The 17,067-nt window shown below is 57.7% G+C and carries 13 protein-coding genes and 1 tRNA gene; 8 read left to right on the top strand and 6 right to left on the bottom strand.

Going from position 1 to position 17,067, the window contains the following annotated elements; genetic code table 11:
• Positions 1-79 precede the first annotated feature (79 nt).
• On the bottom strand, positions 80-1,513 hold the full coding sequence (locus ACVWVP_RS11320) for a M91 family zinc metallopeptidase (RefSeq protein WP_457405874.1): 1,434 nt from the start codon (positions 1,511-1,513) through the stop codon (positions 80-82).
• A gap of 396 nt (positions 1,514-1,909) precedes the next feature.
• Between ACVWVP_RS11320 and ACVWVP_RS11325 the strand changes: the two genes are divergently transcribed.
• Positions 1,910-2,104: a hypothetical protein gene (locus ACVWVP_RS11325; RefSeq protein ID WP_176995952.1), complete on the top strand. Its 195-nt coding sequence runs from the start codon at positions 1,910-1,912 to the stop codon at positions 2,102-2,104.
• A 1-nt stretch (position 2,105) separates the two neighbouring features.
• Here the strand turns inward: ACVWVP_RS11325 and ACVWVP_RS11330 are convergent, their stop codons facing one another.
• On the bottom strand, positions 2,106-2,486 hold the full coding sequence (locus tag ACVWVP_RS11330) for a fe2+ zn2+ uptake regulation protein (RefSeq protein WP_178920607.1): 381 nt from the start codon (positions 2,484-2,486) through the stop codon (positions 2,106-2,108).
• Positions 2,487-2,724: 238 nt separating this feature from the next.
• Here ACVWVP_RS11330 and pvdQ point away from each other — a divergent pair, with 238 nt between their 5' ends.
• The 7 genes from pvdQ to ACVWVP_RS11365 all read left to right on the top strand — a co-directional run bounded on the left by pvdQ (position 2,725) and on the right by ACVWVP_RS11365 (position 12,948).
• On the top strand, positions 2,725-5,013 hold the full coding sequence (gene pvdQ, locus ACVWVP_RS11335) for a bifunctional acylase PvdQ (RefSeq protein WP_457405878.1): 2,289 nt from the start codon (positions 2,725-2,727) through the stop codon (positions 5,011-5,013).
• A 212-nt stretch (positions 5,014-5,225) separates the two neighbouring features.
• A tRNA-Cys gene (locus ACVWVP_RS11340) sits at positions 5,226-5,299 on the top strand.
• A gap of 304 nt (positions 5,300-5,603) precedes the next feature.
• Positions 5,604-7,259 carry a GGDEF domain-containing protein gene (locus ACVWVP_RS11345; protein ID WP_259171496.1) on the top strand — a complete coding sequence of 552 codons (1,656 nt, stop codon included), beginning with the start codon at positions 5,604-5,606 and terminating at the stop codon, positions 7,257-7,259.
• A gap of 509 nt (positions 7,260-7,768) precedes the next feature.
• The gene (locus ACVWVP_RS11350; protein WP_457405880.1) at positions 7,769-9,133 is read left to right on the top strand and encodes an MFS transporter; all 1,365 of its coding nucleotides are present in this window, start codon (positions 7,769-7,771) and stop codon (positions 9,131-9,133) included.
• Between the two features lie 62 nt (positions 9,134-9,195).
• Positions 9,196-10,185, top strand: a complete 990-nt coding sequence (locus tag ACVWVP_RS11355) for a LysR family transcriptional regulator (protein ID WP_178920613.1) — start codon at positions 9,196-9,198, stop codon at positions 10,183-10,185.
• Entirely contained in the window at positions 10,172-11,584 is a 1,413-nt protein-coding gene (locus ACVWVP_RS11360; protein WP_457405883.1) for an aspartate ammonia-lyase, read from the top strand. The genes ACVWVP_RS11355 and ACVWVP_RS11360 overlap by 14 nt, the downstream gene beginning before the upstream one ends.
• A gap of 299 nt (positions 11,585-11,883) precedes the next feature.
• Positions 11,884-12,948, top strand: a complete 1,065-nt coding sequence (locus tag ACVWVP_RS11365) for a type II asparaginase (protein WP_457405885.1) — start codon at positions 11,884-11,886, stop codon at positions 12,946-12,948.
• Positions 12,949-12,969: 21 nt separating this feature from the next.
• On the opposite strand, the gene ACVWVP_RS11370 is transcribed toward ACVWVP_RS11365, so the two are convergent.
• The 4 genes from ACVWVP_RS11370 to ACVWVP_RS11385 all read right to left on the bottom strand — a co-directional run bounded on the left by ACVWVP_RS11370 (position 12,970) and on the right by ACVWVP_RS11385 (position 17,065).
• Positions 12,970-13,731 (bottom strand): SDR family oxidoreductase, encoded by a 762-nt coding sequence (locus tag ACVWVP_RS11370; protein ID WP_178920619.1) that lies wholly within the window; start codon positions 13,729-13,731, stop codon positions 12,970-12,972.
• 36 nt (positions 13,732-13,767) lie between these two features.
• Positions 13,768-14,595 (bottom strand): DMT family transporter, encoded by an 828-nt coding sequence (locus ACVWVP_RS11375; RefSeq protein WP_178920620.1) that lies wholly within the window; start codon positions 14,593-14,595, stop codon positions 13,768-13,770.
• 74 nt (positions 14,596-14,669) lie between these two features.
• Positions 14,670-15,575 carry a transcriptional regulator GcvA gene (gene gcvA, locus ACVWVP_RS11380; RefSeq protein ID WP_457406346.1) on the bottom strand — a complete coding sequence of 302 codons (906 nt, stop codon included), beginning with the start codon at positions 15,573-15,575 and terminating at the stop codon, positions 14,670-14,672.
• Between the two features lie 68 nt (positions 15,576-15,643).
• Positions 15,644-17,065 (bottom strand): efflux transporter outer membrane subunit, encoded by a 1,422-nt coding sequence (locus ACVWVP_RS11385; RefSeq protein WP_457405889.1) that lies wholly within the window; start codon positions 17,063-17,065, stop codon positions 15,644-15,646.
• Positions 17,066-17,067 lie beyond the last annotated feature (2 nt).

Genomic DNA, 17,067 nt, shown 5'->3' on the forward strand with positions numbered 1-17,067 from the left:
AAAGTCGAGGCGCCGTTTGCCGGCGCCTCATTCTGATGAGGGGGTCGCTCTTTGAGCGCAGCAGCGCTGACTTTTGGCGTTACAGGCCTCGACCCTGCGGGCTAGGGACAAGCTGGTGGAATTTTCGTAGTGGCTTGCCCATTTCTTCATTCAGAGCGTTTTCTGTGAAGTGCTTCGGGTTGACCGTCGTGGGCGGGGTAGAGGGGTCATCATCGAGATCAAAAGGTGTGGCGCTATTGGGTACACCAATAGCCTGGTACTCTAAGTTATTGGTCAAATTTTTGCTGTCTGAGTCGTCCTTGGTGGACGGATCGTCGACTTTGCTGCGCCCTCTCAGGAAGGTGCCCTTTGCGCCATTCCAGGCGTGGGCTATTTCATGGTAGAGCACTGTCACGGGAATAATCGTATTTCCGTTATGTTCCTCGATGATCGACCGCTCGTCGAAGTTAATGACGCCGCGGTCAGCGCGAGAACCGGCTACGCCATCGGTGATTCGCCCAACGGCCGACAAATCAATCTTTCCTTTACCCGCGGCTCTCAGAGCATCCAAGGCCTTACTGCCAAAGTCGTAACCGGAGGCGCCAAACCCGATGGGATTGATGCTGACACTGGCGCCATTGGTGTCAGCGAGCTCATCCATCTCGGCGAGGACCTTCTGACCATTAGGCGAACTACGGAAGAACTCCAGATCATCGGCCACGCGTTGCTTGAAGTTTTCATCACCGGTTACCGTAAAACCCCGCTCGCCCGCGTTGCTGGTTGCAACGGGGGTAAAGGACGAACCCCTGTTGCGGTCAAATTCATCGTTGATCTTCGCGTAAATGCGGTCGTGGGCGTGGTTGTTTCGTATCTTGTCCCGGCCTTTACCGGTATAAAACGTCGTGCTGTCATGCCCGACAAGTTCATCATCACCGTTGCCACCGTGCAGGACACTATGCCCGTTGCCTGCGAAGAGTTGGTCGTTGCCGTTGCCCCCGTCCAGGTAATTTTGCTTTTGTTTTCCCCCCGCGCCCGCGTAGAGACGGTCGTTGCCATTGTTGCCATACATGACGCTGTTACCGGTGCCGCCGATGAGGGTGTCATCACCTTCATTGCCTTCGGCATAGCCCAAACCGCTGCCCAGGCGCAGCGTATCGTTGCCAGCTTGACCGTACAGTCGCGTTCTTCCGCCTCCCGCTTGAATATCATCGTCGCCGTCATCCCCGTACACATCGACACGAAGCATTACATCCTGGTCGATCGTAATTTTGTCGTTGCCGCCCATGGAGTCGATCGCCAGCCCCGGTTGCGGGCCTTTTTTTTGCTCGAAATCAACGTTGAATACATCGCCGTTTACGGTGATCCGAACCTGGTTTCCAGGCCCTTTACTGACATGAATGACGTCATCGTCATTACCGGTTTTTACAATGATTCGGTTGTTCAAGATCTGCGGCTTATCGCCAGGAAGCCAGGCGACTTCGTGGTTAATCTCGACGTCGCCTTTGGTATGCAGCACATGGTTCTTATAATTCACGACGCCAGGCTCCAGGTCTTTTGGCGTGTCGTAAGGTGATGTCGGGGGAGGGCCCGAGGTGTGTCGATGTTGTGATGCCGCCAAATATGCAGGGGCCGCGAGTATCATCATTAAACCTCTCTGTCGAACTTAGGAAAAGGTCTGACGGCGCTGTCGAATTTTGCGCGTCAGACTCGCGAATTCTGTGGGCGTAACGCGCAGAACGTTCCCGCATACCGTAAGACACTTAACACTAAACATTTCGACGGGGTCTGCTGCACTGGGAGGATGGACAAGCAAGCGTGTTTTGATCGGGGCGAGCCAAAGGGGGCATTGCCCTGTAACATAAGCACCGGCCTCTGTGCTTCGTGTGTGGCGATACACAAGGGCCCAATACTTCAGCTTCAGGACCCTGTCATGACTCAAAAGCAACGTTTGAAATATTCGATTCTGATTGCCCTGTCGGTACTGGCGATCATGTTTGGCCTGTCCTACCTGCAGAACACCGGCGTGATCAGCGAGAAAACCTTCCAGTACATCGCCATTGCCGTGGCCGTGATCGTAGTGGTGATCAACGGCATCATGCGCCGCAAGGTCAAGCCGCACTTCTGATTCAGGCGCGACCTTCGAGCACCTTGGCAGCCTCTTCATGGAGGCTGTAGCTCTTATCGGCATTGAGGGTGATCACGCCCTCGCTGCACAGGCGCTTGAGCACTTCACGCACGCTGAGAAACGACAGCGGAATGCCCAGCTCCAGCAAATGGCTGTGCACGCCGCGCACCCCCAGGGTGCGCTGGTTGTCGGCAGCGGTGAGCAGGGCGTCGATGACCTTCAGCCGAATCAGGCTGGTGCGCAAACCGAAACACTTGAGCAAATGGCGAATCCGCTGGTTGCCTTGCTGTTCGGGCGCTTTGCCGAACGCGTGTGTGCCGTTGCCAAAACTGGCGTCGGCGCTCGGTGAATGTCCGTCCGTGGGCAGTTGCGAGTTGTACATGCAAAAAACTCCTTATCAGAGCCTGATCAGGAAAATGATGGCGCTCTTATTAGGTAAGACGTATGAGCGACAGAAATCATGAAGTCCCGGATGTAGAAATTTTGTCGGTATCCGGTTTGTCACTTTGTGGTTGCCCTGAATAAACGTGCCCGTCCGCTAAATTATTCCCGGTGCATTGCGTCCTTACGGTGGGGTAGTTGCCCCTCGTGAGGGTGTTCAATTTGACGGTGGAGTCGGCGTGATTATTTCCAATGGGTTGTCCAGGGTGTGCATGGCAGGGGTGTTGCTGGGGGTGAGCTTCGCCGCATCGGCGCTTGAGCCGGTGGCACAGGCATCGGCGGATATCCGTCGCACCACATTCGGTGTGCCGCACATTCGTGCCAATGATGAACGTGGCCTGGGCTACGGCATCGGCTATGCGTATGCCCAGGACAACCTGTGCCTGCTGGCCAATGAAGTGGTCACGGTGAACGGCGAGCGCGCCCGTTACTTCGGCCCCGATCAGGCAACCCTGGAGGAGCGCAACAACCTCGCCAGCGACGTGTTCTTCACCTGGCTCAATACCCCGCAGGCGGTGGCCACGTTCTGGAACGCGCAAACCCCGCAGATGCAACAGCGCATGCAAGGCTACGTCGCGGGTTACAACCGGTACCTGAAAGAGCAGGGCGCGCCGGTGCAGTGCCAGGCGGCGTGGGTACGGCCACTGGCGGTTGAAGACTTGGTGAAGCTGACCCGTCGGCTGCTGGTGGAAGGCGGTGTCGGGCAATTCGCCGAGGCCCTGGTGGGCGCGACGCCACCCCAGGCGACTGCCGGCGTGCTGGTCGACAGCAAAGCCTTTGCACTGGCCGCTGCCAACCAGCAGCGTTTTACCCTCGACCGTGGCAGCAACGCAGTGGCGGTGGGCCGGGACCGTTCCTTCAATGGCCGTGGCATGCTGCTGGCCAACCCGCATTTCCCTTGGGTGGGCGGCATGCGTTTTTATGAAATGCACCTGACCATCCCGGGCCAGCTGGATGTGATGGGCGCTGCATTGCCAGGCTTGCCGGTGATCAATATCGGCTTCAATCAGCACGTGGCATGGACCCACACGGTCGACACCTCCAAGCATTTTACCCTGTACCGCTTGACCCTCGATCCCAAGGATTCCACCCGCTATATGCTGGATGGCAAATCCATCCCGCTGGATAAAACCCCGGTCACTGTGCAGGTCAAACAGCCCGACGGCAGCCTCAAGGCGCAAGCCCATACGGTCTACAGTTCGCAGTTCGGCCCGGTGGTGCAATGGCCGGGCAAGCTGGATTGGGACAGCCACTACGCGTTCAGCCTGCGCGATGCCAACCTCGGCAATGATCGCGTGCTGCAGCAGTGGTACGCGATGAACCGCGCTACCAGCCTCAAGGAATTGCAAACCTCGGTGCACACCCTGCAAGGCATTCCTTGGGTCAACACCCTGGCGGCGGATGATCAGGGCCAGAGCCTGTACATGAACCTGTCGGTGGTACCCAACGTCAGCGCCGCCAAGTTGGCGCAATGCAGTGATCCACGTGCTGGCCTGCAACTGATCCTGCTCGACGGCGCCCACAGCGCCTGCGCTTGGGATATCGACCCACGTGCAGCCCAGCCCGGTATCTTCCCGGCTGACCAACTGCCGCAATTGGAGCGCACCGACTACGTGCAGCACTCCAACGACTCGGCATGGCTGGCCAACCCCAAGGCACCGCTCACCGGGTTCTCGCCGGTGATCAGCCAGGACCACATCGGCCTCGGCCCGCGTGCACGCTTCGCTGTGCAACGCCTGCAATCCCTGGAATCGCAGCCCATTACCGTGGCCGCGCTGCAGCACATGGTGATGGACAACGAGGTGTACCTCGCCAGCCAGGTCATGCCTGACCTGCTCGCGTTCTGCGCCAAACACTTGGGCAGCGACGCTGTGGCCCTGCAACCGCTGTGCACCAGCCTCAAGGACTGGGACCAGCGCGCCAACCTCGACAGCGGCCTGGGCCTGGTGCACTTCATCAACCTGGTGCAGCATCTGCAGCAAATCCCCGATGCCTGGCGCGTAGCCTTCGACCCGGCCCAACCGCTGACCACGCCACGCGGTCTTGCCATCGACCGCCCAGTTGTGGCCAACGCCTTGCGTGAAGCCATGCTGGCCTCGACCGCCGAGGTGGCCAAAAACGGCCTGACCGCCAACAGCCGTTGGGGCGACGTGCAGGTCAGCGGCCAAACGCCGATCCATGGCGGCCCGCAAGAGCTTGGCATCTACAACGCCATGCAAAGCGTGCCCCGCGCCGACGGCAAACGTGAAGTCGTGAGCGGTAGCAGCTACCTGCAAATCGTCACCTTCGACGACAAGGGCCCGAACGCCCTCGGCTTACTGGCGTTCTCACTGTCCAGCGATCCCGCATCGAAATACGCGAAGGATCAAACCCAGGCCTTTTCCGAGAAAAAGCTGCGCCCACTGCCATTTACTGACGCTCAGATCAAGGCTGATCCGCAGTACCAGGAGCAGGTCATCAAGGAGTAGGGCGGCCGCGCAACCCCTTGATGTCCCTACGAAATATTTTTGAAATCAAGGGGTTGCACGCATTGGCAAATACGTACATAATGGCGCCCATCGAACGCAACGAAGCATTAAAAACTTCAATGTATTCAATGAGTTAGAGTAGAGGCAGGCTGTTACAGCCCACTCAAGTTTTTATGCGGTGAGTGCCAGCAACCAGGGCATTGATCGTTTGAGGCCGAGTAGCAAAATGGTTATGCAGCGGATTGCAAATCCGCCTACGCCGGTTCGATTCCGACCTCGGCCTCCACTCTTAGAAACCCCGTAGATTAACGTCTACGGGGTTTTTTATTGTCTGCGGTTTTGTCATCGCTTTTGCAATTAACGGCGAGAAGCGGGCGTTACAAACGGGGTTAATGAATCTGTCCCCGTTTCACGCAAATGGGCACCACGTGAATCACTGACCTCTGAAGCAAACACCAACCACGCCTCTAGCGCTGATAACGGCCGCTTTGGGTAAAGTGGCGCGCGATTGCTGCCCTGCATGACTGATGTCAGAATGATGCGCCACGCCTTGTACACTCAACGATTAGCGCGATTCCCGGACTATCATCATGCCCAGCCTCTGTTGCTGTTCTAACACGCTAGGCCCACCGAAGAGACTTCTCCTGGTTCAGCTGCGCCGGCTGCTGTGTTTAGTGCTGCTTTGGGATCAATCTGCGTGGGCTGATCCTGGCCCTCGCCAGAATGGCGCCAAACAGGTGATAGATGTACAGCTGCGTTGGAAACATCAGTTCCAGTTCGCGGGCTACTATGCCGCAATCGCCAAGGGCTATTACCGCGAAGAAGGACTGGACGTGCGCTTGCACGAGGGTGGCCCCCATGTCACACCAGTTGAAGAAGTGCTCTCTGGGCGTGCCCAATACGGCGAAGCCAATAGTGAATTGCTCTACGCACGCCTGCATGGAAAGCCCTTGGTCGCGCTGGCGGTGATTTTTCAGCATTCGCCTTCCGTGCTCGTGGCTCGCACAGACCAAGGTATTCGCACTGTGCACGACCTGATCAGCAAGCCGTTGATGTTGATGGATGCACAGACCGATGCTGATTTTCTGGCGATGTTCCGTAGCGAGGGTATACCCCTCGAAAAACTGCAACTTCTACCCAGCAGCTTTCAAATTGGGGATCTAGCCAGCGGTAAGGTGGCGGCGTTCAACTCGTACCTGACCAACGAGCCCTTCTACCTGCAAGAGCGGGGCGTGGATTACAACATCATCTCGCCTGTCACCTATGGGATCGACTTCTACAGCGACATCCTGTTCACCAGCCAGGCAGAGATTGACGAAAATCCACAGCGGGTCGAGGCCTTCCGCCGCGCTACCTTGCGCGGCTGGCGTTACGCGATGGATAACCCCGAGCAAATCATAGACCTGCTGCTCAATCAGTATTCGGTGAAGAAAAGTCGCGCGCACTTGCAATTCGAAGCTGAGGCCATGCGCCCGCTGGTGGTATCTGACTTGATAGAGATCGGTCATATGAACCCAGGGCGTTGGCAACGAATGGCTGAAACCTTTCTCGAACTGGGAATGGTCGACAATATCGCCGGTCTGGAAAACTTCATTTACGATCCAAACCCGCCACAACTCGTCGAGCGGCTGCGCAAGACCATTGTGCTGATCAGTATCGGCGGTGTGCTTGTCCTGATGTTCGCTCTGGTTCTGTTGAATGCCCAGCGTCATCTGCGCAACGAGATCAAGTTGCGCAAACTGGCCGAAGAGGAAGTACACAAGCTGGCCTTCTATGACAGCCTGACTGGCTTACCCAATCGCAATAGTTTTATTCCCTCTGCTAGTCAGAAGCTATTGGATGCAAAGAGCCATGGAGAACATCTGGCCCTGTGCTATATCGACTTAAATCACTTCAAGCAGATCAATGATCGTTTTGGCCACCAGGCAGGCGATGCCATCCTGATCCATGTAGCCACGGCCATCAAATCCAATATTCGCGAGTTCGAAATAGCCGCGCGCATGGGCGGTGACGAATTCGTAGTGCTGCTCGACGGCGCGCATCACAGAGGCGATATCCAGCGCACCACCCATGAAATCTGCGATGCCATCAACCTGCCCATCCCATGGAAAAACAGCCAGCTCAAGGTCAGCGCCAGCCTAGGGGTAGCGTGGTATCCGGAAGATGGCGAAGGTCTGGACGATCTGATTTTCAAGGCCGACACCGCCATGTTCAAAAGCAAAGCCAGTATCGCTGCGCAGGCGTAAAGCTGCTTGCGTGGTGTCCCCAAAAAAAGAATTGGTAGTTAGGAAGCAGCGTTTCACTGCGGTTTGTGTGAGCGTCGTCCTTCGCATGACGCCTCTGGTCAGTGCCGTGACTGACCCGGATTGTAGAAGCTGAATGATCCATAGCCGCCTACGGTCATCCTCCGACCTCTTCAGGCCGACAGCACCTTCAATAAACCGCCGGTACAGAGAATTCTTATGACTCGCTTAACGTTGTAGGCGAGGACGTTCAAGCTCATCTGCGCACTTACCCGCGTTGGCGCTTGCGGACTTCGGAGTCAGAGAAGTTAAGGTTTTTATTCAGCCGCCGTCGGATTCGCACACTGTGACGAAGTTAATAGGTAAGAGAATAAGGAAAAGCGCACCTTAGTATTAGCTATTATGATACCGAGAATGCACATGCTGAAATCCTGATGATGAACTCATAGACTCATTTCGTACCCGGACCTCGCGCCGGATCCAACAACTATAAAAAGTAAGCGGAGACACGAATGAGTAAGCAAGTATCGTTCGAAGACCTGCCGCTGACCCGCTTCCATATCAGGACGGTGTTCAGTGGTACCGGTGGTCAATTCAGTGATGGCTTTGTGCTGGGAATTATCGGCATCGCTGTGAGCATGGCGGCGGGTCCGCTGCAACTCACCGCGTTGTGGATGGGGCTGCTGGGTGCTGCGTCGCTCGCCGGCCTTTTCTTGGGCAGCCTGATCGCAGGCCCACTTGCCGACAAGTACGGGCGTAGGACTATTTTTGCCTGGGACATGCTGTTGTTCGCCACCATTTCCGCCTCCCAGTTTTTCGTCTCCTCACCCGAACAACTACTGGTGTTGCGTCTACTGCTGGGCCTTGTGCTGGGCTTCGATTATGTCGTCAGCAAGTCGTTAGTCACGGAATTCGCCCCGCGCAGATACCGAGGGCGGCTGCTCAGCATACTCGCCGTGGCGTGGGCAGGCGGCTATGTCGCTGCTTATCTGGTGGGCTTCGCCGTTCGCGATATTGGCCCCGATGCTTGGCGCATCATGCTGGCATTGAGCGGCGTTCCCGCACTGCTCATCCTGCCGTTGCGCATGGGCGTGCCTGAGTCGCCGATCTGGTTGATGGCTCGTGGGCGTACCGAGGAAGCCATGGATATTGTGCGCAGTAAGTTTGGGCCCAATGTCAGCCTGCCGGAGCCTGTAAGTACACCGAAGAAGAAAGGTGGCAACTGGGCTGAGTTGTTCAGCAAACGCTGGCGCAAAAACACCGTGGTCGGGTGCGTCTTCTACACCTGCCAGGTTATTCCGTTCTTCGCCCTGGGCACCTTTTCTCCAAGAGTCTTGGAAGCACTGAACGTCGGAGACAAATTTGTCGGTGGCCTGGTTTACAACGTGCTGCTGATGCTGGGGGCAATCCTTGGCTTGTTGTGTATCGACCGGATCTCGCGTCGCGCATTTCTCGTCGGCACCTTCTACCTGAGCGCGTTGAGCCTTACCGTGCTCGCGTATGCCGGTTTCGGCGCCTTCGGTACGATTCTGGCCTTTGGCCTTTTTGCCTGCATTCTAGCTGCCGCGGTAAACCTTGAATTCGTATATCCCCCCGAGCTTTTCCCGACCCATCTGCGTGCGTCCGGTATCGGCCTTGCGGTTGCGTCCAGTCGTTTCGGCTCTGCGTTTGCAACGTTCCTGCTACCGATTGCCGTGCAAAACCTCGGCATTCAGACGGCATTGGGCATTTGCGTCGGCGTGTTGATATTCGGTGGAGTGTTCTGCCACCTGTTTGCGCCGGAAACCAGCAAGGAAGATCTCTCTGGCGTAACTCCTGACGGACGCGATCAAGCGACAGCCTTCGTCACGCCGGCCGCAGTCCCCGAAGGGAAGTGACGGGCGAGTAAGCGATGGTCGCACTAAAGTCCTCCTGACCTGATAGAGCGAGAACAGACCTAATGGCAGCGAACAAATTCATCGACATGTATGCGGTTCAAGTGTTCATCGCAGTGGCCGAGGAGGGCAGCATGTCGGGTGCAGCTGCACGCATGGGGATTTCGCAGTCGGGTGTTTCGCAGATGGTCCGCCAGCTTGAGGAAGAGCTGGGTGTGATCCTGGTGGATCGATCCTCTCGCCCTCTGGTCTTGACCACTTTTGGGATAGCGTTGCGCAATCGCGGTTCAGTGTTGAGTGAGGAACTTTTCCATCTAAAGGCTCAAGTTTTGGATGCCGGGCGCGGAGTGAAGCCCGACCTGCGAATTGGTCTTGTCGATTCCTTCGCCGCGACCTGCGGCTCGGCTTTCACCAAGAAACTGTTGGGGAAGGTCGCACAGTTATCGATTCGTACCGGCTTGAGTCCGCAGCAAGGGGAGGCACTGTTGCGTCGTGACCTGGATTTGATCGTCACCAGCGATCCACTCATGGATGCCAATGACCTGATCCGCTACCGATTATTTTCGGAAAAATACTTTGTCATTACCCCCAAGGATTTGAACAAGAACATCGCGACCATTGAAGACATCCGGGTGATGGCGAACGTCATGCCCGTGGTCCGCTTCAACCGTGGTTCCCAGGTTGGGCTGCAGATCGAGCGCCATCTTCGCAGCTTGAATGTCCGAGTGCCTAATCGACTGGAACTGGACAACGCTGACGCCCTGACCTCAATGGTTGCAGAAGGTATCGGCTGGGCGGTAACGAGCCCGATGTGCTTTCTCCAAGCATCGGCCTGGGTTGACAAGGTGACGGTACACCTGACCCCTGAGCTGGGGCTGGAAAGGTCGCTCTATTTGGTCGCACGAAGAGATGAATACAGCGCTTTTTTTGCAGATGCCTGCGAAACAGCGCGTGAGGTAGTTCTCAACTCATTTTTGCCACGGCTGCAGTCCATGGGCTGCGGGGTTGAGACGTTAATAAATTCTAACGAGGGCAGTACTCTTGAATACTTTTGAATCCAAAGAATACCGACTGGAGCGCGACTACGTAGGTGAAGTCCAGATCGCTGCTGACAAACTCTATGGCGTGAACTCGGTGCGTGGCTTCGATAACCTCACCGTTTCTTCGCTGACTGTCGCTCACTATGCCGCGTTTCGTAATGCGTTCGCCCAGTGTAAGTGGGCGGCAGCGCTCGCGAACCTGGATAGCGGTGTACTGGCGAGTGAGCAATGCAGTGCCATCGTGCAGGCATGCAAGGATGTGATTGATGGCCAATGCGATGACTCCCTGATTGTCGATCTGTTGGAAGGTTCAGGTGGTACCTCCACGAACATGAACTTCAATGAAGTGATTGCCAACCGTGCCCAGCAGGTCATGGGGCATCCGGCTGGCTCCTACCAAATCATTCACCCGAACGACCACGTCAATATCTCGCAGTCGACTAACGATGTTTATCCGTCAGCGATGAAGATTGCGACCTACGCAATGTTCGGACCTCTGATCGCCGAGGTCATGAAGCTCGCCAAACAGTTCGACCAGAAGGCTGAGCAGTTTGCGGATGTCCTGCACCTGGGCCGTACCTGCCTGCAAGACGCCCAACCTATGCGCTTGGGGCAGTTGTTCTCCGGTTACGCTTCACTCACCCATCGCCTCGCTGCAGAGCTGCTCAACGTACGCGATAAGCTACGTACTCTCCCGCTCGGTGGCACGGCCATCGGCACCGGATTTGGTGCACCGCCGGCCTACAGAGCATTTGCTTTCGCACACTTGGAGGCTATTACCGGCATCGAGTATCAGGCTCCGTCAAACCCCTTCGATGCAATGCAGAATATGGACGTGTTCTCTCGGGTTTCCGCAGAACTGCGCACATGCTCGGCTTCGTTGGCGAAAGTCGCCTCCGACCTGACGGTATTGTCATCGGGTCCAGTGGGCGGCATTGGCGAGTTGACGCTGCCAGAAGCCCAGGCGGGCTCGTCGATCATGCCGGGTAAGGTCAACCCGGTGTTGCCAATGTCGATGATCCAATTGAGTTTTGCGGTGATCGGCAACGATGTGGCCGTAGCCCAGGCCGTGCAATACGGCGAACTGGAAATCAACCATTTCGAGCCAGTGGTTGCCTCCCGGGTATTTGACAGCATTACGCTGCTGACCAATGGCATCCAGCGCTTCCGTGAGAAATGCGTCGCAGGGATCACCGCCGACGTAGCACGCAACGAGCAGCACCTGACTGAGTCGATGGCAGTTGCCACAGCCTTGGTGCCGACGCTCGGTTATGCGCAAGTCAGTAAGCTCGCCCGTCAGTCGGTGGCGCAAGGCCGTTCACTGCTGACGATTCTGGAAGAGTCCGGGATCCTGTCTCGGGCAGAGGCGATGGCGGCCATCGATAAGGCGTCATATCCGGTCTTTGCAAACTGACTCAAGTAATCAATCGGCCGCATTAAAGTGGCCGCTTGAACTCACCTGCAATTGTTTGTTGTGTTCAAGTTGATGAGGCTGTCACACACTTTTGCACGAGGTGTATATCCGTGGGTAATAGCATGGGTTTTCGCCTTTTTGAATGTTTATTGAAAAGCCGCTGTTGATAATTACGCACGCCATCAGGTTGTTAGTGATTGGCGCGGGTACGCTGTTGCTCCGTTAAAAGAAAAATATATGAACGTTAACGAATGCACTCTAATTAACGAGTGTGTCATTACTTTTTCGAGGGTGAAACAATGAAAGTTTTGAAAAGTAGCGTGTTCGCAGGAATCTTAACGGTGTTGTCGATTTCGACTGTCAACGCTCAACCCCAACCACCGAAAGACCTTCCCCATGTCGCCGTGCTGGCGACTGGCGGCACCATTGCTGGCACGGCGGATCAGGAGACCCAGACCACGGGCTACAAGCCTGGTGTGCTTACTGCTGCGGCGCTGCTCAAATCTGTCCCGTCGTTGGACAAAATAGCCAAAGTGAGCGGCGAGCAGATTGTTAACATAGGTAGCGACAATGTCGACAATGAAGTCTTACTGAAGCTCGCCAAGCGGGTGAACGAGGTACTCGAAAGCTCAGATGTATCGGGTGTCGTGGTTACGCACGGCACTGATACGCTTGAAGAGACCGCTTATTTCCTGAATTTGGTCGTCAAAAGCGACAAGCCCGTTGTAGTCACCGGCTCGATGCGCCCGGCCAGTGCAATTGGCGCCGACGGCCCTAGCAACATTCTTCAGGCGGTGGCTGTTGCAGCTGCACCAGAGGCCCGCGGGCGAGGCGTGATGATCGTGATGAATGATCGTATTGGCTCCGCACGTTATACGACCAAGACGGATGCCAACTCTGTCGATACATTCAAACCCGTGGGTGGCGGTTATCTCGGAACCCTCGTCAATCAGCAACCTATTTTTGAAACGCGCGTAGTCAAAAAGCATACCGTCGAGACGCCATTCGATGTCTCCAAGCTGACCACATTACCGAAGGTCGACATTATTTACGGTTACCAGAACGATAACGGCTACATGTTCGATGCTGCAGTCGCGAACCACGCGAAGGGTATTATCATTGCCGGCGTAGGGGCCGGGAGCGAATCGCGCTTCATCTTGCCAGCTATCAAGAAGGCAATGGAACAAAATGTCTTGATTGTTCGCTCCACGCGCACTGGCGCAGGTTTCATTCCAGAAGATGAAGCCTATCCGGGCCTGCTCGGTGATAGCTTGAATCCTCAAAAAGCCAGAATCCTTCTGATGCTCGCTCTGACCGTAAGTAGCGATCCAGCGAAGATTCAGGAGATGTTCCACACCTACTAGGCCCCGGATTAAATCGTCCTTTTACTTCCCCCCAGTCACATCAAGAAACGTCCCAGTAATAAATGAAGCCTCGGCACTCGCCAGCCACAAGACAGCCCGCGCCACTTCCTCAGGCTGGCCGCCGCGGCCCATGGGGATCGAGTCTTTAACCCGGTCTACACGCCCAGGCTCGCCACCGCTGGCGTGCATGTCGGTGTAGATGTGGCCGGGGCGGATGCAGTTGACGCGGATACCGTCGCGCGCCACCTCTTTGGCGAAGCCGATGGTAAAGGTTTCAATAGCGCCTTTAGTCGCCGCGTAGTCCACATATTCGTTCGGGCTGCCCAGCCGGGCCGATGCTGAAGAAATGTTGATCACCACGCCGCCAGGCCCGTTGTGTCGATAGGCCATGCGCTTGATTGCCTGCTGCGCACACAGGATTGGCCCGATAGCGTTGACGGTAAACAGGCGCTGCATCCGCGTGAAGTCGAGGTCTTCCAGGCGCGACTGCGGCGCCAGCATGGCGGCGTTATTGACCAGTACATCGAGGCGCCCGAATTCGCGGTCGATGGCGGCGAATAAATCAGCAATCTGTTGCGGGTCTGCATTGTCGGCGCGTATCGCCAGTGCTCGGCGTCCGAGCGCTTGCACATCAGTGACCACCGAGCGTGCGGCGGATTCGTCGCGGACGTAACTGATCGCCACATCGTATCCGCGTGAGGCCGCAAGTCGTGCAGTGGCCGCGCCTACACCGCGACTGCCACCGGTGATAAGGATGATGGGGGGTTGAGTGAGTGTATTCATGACGCGAACCTCTAGGTATGACAGAAACAGGTGGCCTCAACCGATCAGGAAGGTGCCCGTCGCAATCACCGCACACGCTAGAAACTTGCGCGGGGTGAGGGCCTCGCCGAGAAAAAAATAGCCGATCAATGCTGCAAACAAGACGCTGGTTTCGCGCAACGCAGACACCGCGCCCATGGGCGCATAGGACATGGCGTAAATAATGATTGCGTATGCCAGCAACGAGACCAGCCCGCCCAAGAACGCTGTCGAGAAACCCGGTCGCAGGCTGAACAAGTCCCGCGCGCCACGCAGGCCTATATAAACCAATGGCATCAGCACGCCCCACAGGGCGCACATCCAGACCGTGTAGGCCAGCGGGGCGCCGGACAGTCGCGCGCCGATGCCGTCGGTGACGCTGTAGGCTGCAATGAAAACGCCGGTCCCCAGCGCGTAGGGCAGGCTGGGAGCCGCAAAGCGGCGCTTATGAAGCGCCAGGGAAATGATCCCGCCTGACACCAGCGCAATGCCCAGCAGCGCGCTCGCCGTCACGGTCTCCCCGGCAAACACCGACGCGGCGAGGGTAATCAGGATGGGCGAGGAGCCACGGGAGATCGGGTAGGTTTGCCCGAGATCACCCACTTTATAGCTGCGCACCAGGAACAGGTTGTAGCCAACATGCAGGACGGCGGACAGCACGGCGTAGAACCCACTGGCCGGGGCGGGTGCCGCCAAAAATACTGCGATGACAGCGCTGGCGATGGCAACCGCCACGCACATGATGGTCATCGACCACAGCCGGTCGGCGCCGCCGCGCAACAGCGCGTTCCAGCTAGCGTGCAGCAGTGCGGCAAAGAGGATGAGTAATACGATGTGATAAGGCATGCGCCATCCTAGGCAACCGGTGCACACGACTAAAGCGAAGTCCTTTCATTGCGCTATGAGTAAATCCTCATGCTTTACAGGTAGCGCTGCTGGGCTTGGCTGGACTCAGCCAGGAGCCATTCGCGAAAGCTGACGACGTGGGGTTGGGCTTCAATGCCTTTCGGGCAGACAAAGTAGTAGGCGACCGGGGAGGCAAACGGTTCGTTGAACAGCCGCACCAGGCGGCCATCACTGATCTGCGCTTCGACGTGGCCGCTGCGGGCCAGTGCAACACCCTGGCCCAACAGCGCCGCTTCGATCGTCATATTGGTGTCTGCAAACCGAACGCTTTCATTGAGTGCAGAAATACCCACGCCCACGTGTTGAAACCATGCTTCCCATTTCGGCACAAGGTCGGCGCCGTCGCGCGTCAGCAGTGGGTAGCGCAATAATTCGGCGGGGTCGTGCGGGGTGCCAAACCGGTCGAGCAGCGCAGGGCTGGCCACGGGGAAGATCTGTTCCCTGAGCAGGAACTCTGAATGCAAGCCAGGGTAATTGCCGTTGCCCAGGCGGATCGCGACGTCCGATTCGTCGCTTGAAAAGTGGATGGCTTTGTCACTGGTTTCCAGTGTGATCAGAATGTCCGGATGCTGCTGCGACAGGCTCGGCAATCGGGGTAGCAGCCACTTGAGTGCGAACGAGTAGGTGGTACTCACCTTGAGGCGCACCCTGCCTTTTTGTTCCCGAAGGTCCGACAGTGTGGCCTCGAGTTTCATGAAAAACTCGCGCACGATGTGCGCAAGTGCAGCGCCTTCGGGCGTCAGCCGCAAAGATTTTCCACGCTGGAACAGCTGCAGGCCCCAGATGTCTTCCAGGTGCTTCAACTGATGGCTGACGGCGCTTTGGGTGACGTGCAATTCTTCAGAGGCCGACGTAAACGTTGCATGCCGTGTGGCCACTTCGAAAGCACGCAACGCGGCAGTGGGGGGGAGATCTCTCATTGGCGGTAACTCGGCGAGCTGCATGAGTGAAGGCTCATGTTAGTTCAATTGCGGACCGCCGCCGATAGTCATAACACCCACCCCAACCCCAACGCCTTATGCAGCGACGCGAAATCCTTCAACAACTCCGCATCCCCCGAAATCCGGCTCTCCTGCGCCTGATACCGCGTGCGCTCCGCATCCAGCCAATCCAGCGTGCTCGCCGTGCCCGCGCGGTAGCGTTGCCGCGTCAGGTCCGCCGCACGTACCGCTGAGGATTCCACATTGCGCAACAGCACCACGTTCTGCCGCTGGTTCCCGTACCGTGCCAACGCCACATCTGCATCGCGCAAGGCACCGAGCACCACGCTCTTATAGTTCGCGAGTGCCTCGTCACGCCCGGCTTCGGCGCCTTTGACGCTGGCGGCGACGCGGCCGAAGTCGAGGGCGTTCCAGGTGAGGCGCGGCAGGATCAGCCAGGTGCCGTTGTCTTTGCGGGCGAGGTGGCCCGGGTCGCCGGCGGAGAAGGACAGGTCGCCCATCAGGCTGAGCTTGGGAAACCAGTCGGCGGTTTTTTCGCCGATCTGTGCGTTGCTGGAGGCCAGCTTGCGCTCGGCCACGCGGATGTCGGGGCGGGCTTTGAGGAGGGCGGCGGGGTCGGCCACGGGCACTTGGTTGGGGATGGCGGGCAGGGCGCGGGCGGTGGCGAGGCGGCTGTCCAGTTCACCGGGTTCCAGGCCGCAGAGCAGGCCCAACTGGTCGAGGGATGCGACGATGGAGGCTTGCAGGGGCAGGCGCTGGGCCCGGGTGTTTTCGGCTTGGGTGAGCACTTGTTCCAGTTGCAGTTGCGAGGCCACGCCGCGCTCGCGCCGTTGCTGGGTGAGGTCCAGGGCCTGGTTTTCGATGTCGACGCTGGCGTCTACCAGGGCCAGTCGCGCTTGCTGGTCGCGCAGGTCGGTATAGGCCTGCACGACGTCGGCGGCGAGTTGCACCTGGGCGTCTGCGAGTTGGGCCTGCGAGGCGTCGGCTTCGGCACCGGCGGCTTCGACGGCGCGACGGGTACCACCGAAGAGATCGGCTTCCCAACTGGCATCGAAACCGGCGAGGTACAGGCTCAACGGGCCGCGTCCGCCACCGCTGTTGCCGCCCAGGGCGGAGGTGTCGGGGGAGCGCAGCTTGAGCAGCGCCGCGTCGCCGGTGACCTTGGGCATCGCGTTGGCGCGGGCGCCGCTGAGGCTCGCGCGGGACTGGCGCAAACGTGCTTGCGCGGTGGCGATGTCAGGGCTGTTATGCAACGCCTGCTCCACCAGCTCATCGAGTTGCGTATCACCCAGGGTTCGCCACCACTGGGCGACTGCCGGCGCATTCGGCGCGGCGTTATCGGCATGGGGCAAGCGCCCGGCCGCCAGGGTTTTTGGCGCGACGGCAGGCGCGCCCTGGTAATCCGGGCCTACGGTACAGGCCGACAACAAACCAACGGTCAGCAGCAGGGGAAAGGAACGAGCAATCATGG

This window comes from Pseudomonas sp. TE24901 (assembly GCF_054058375.1).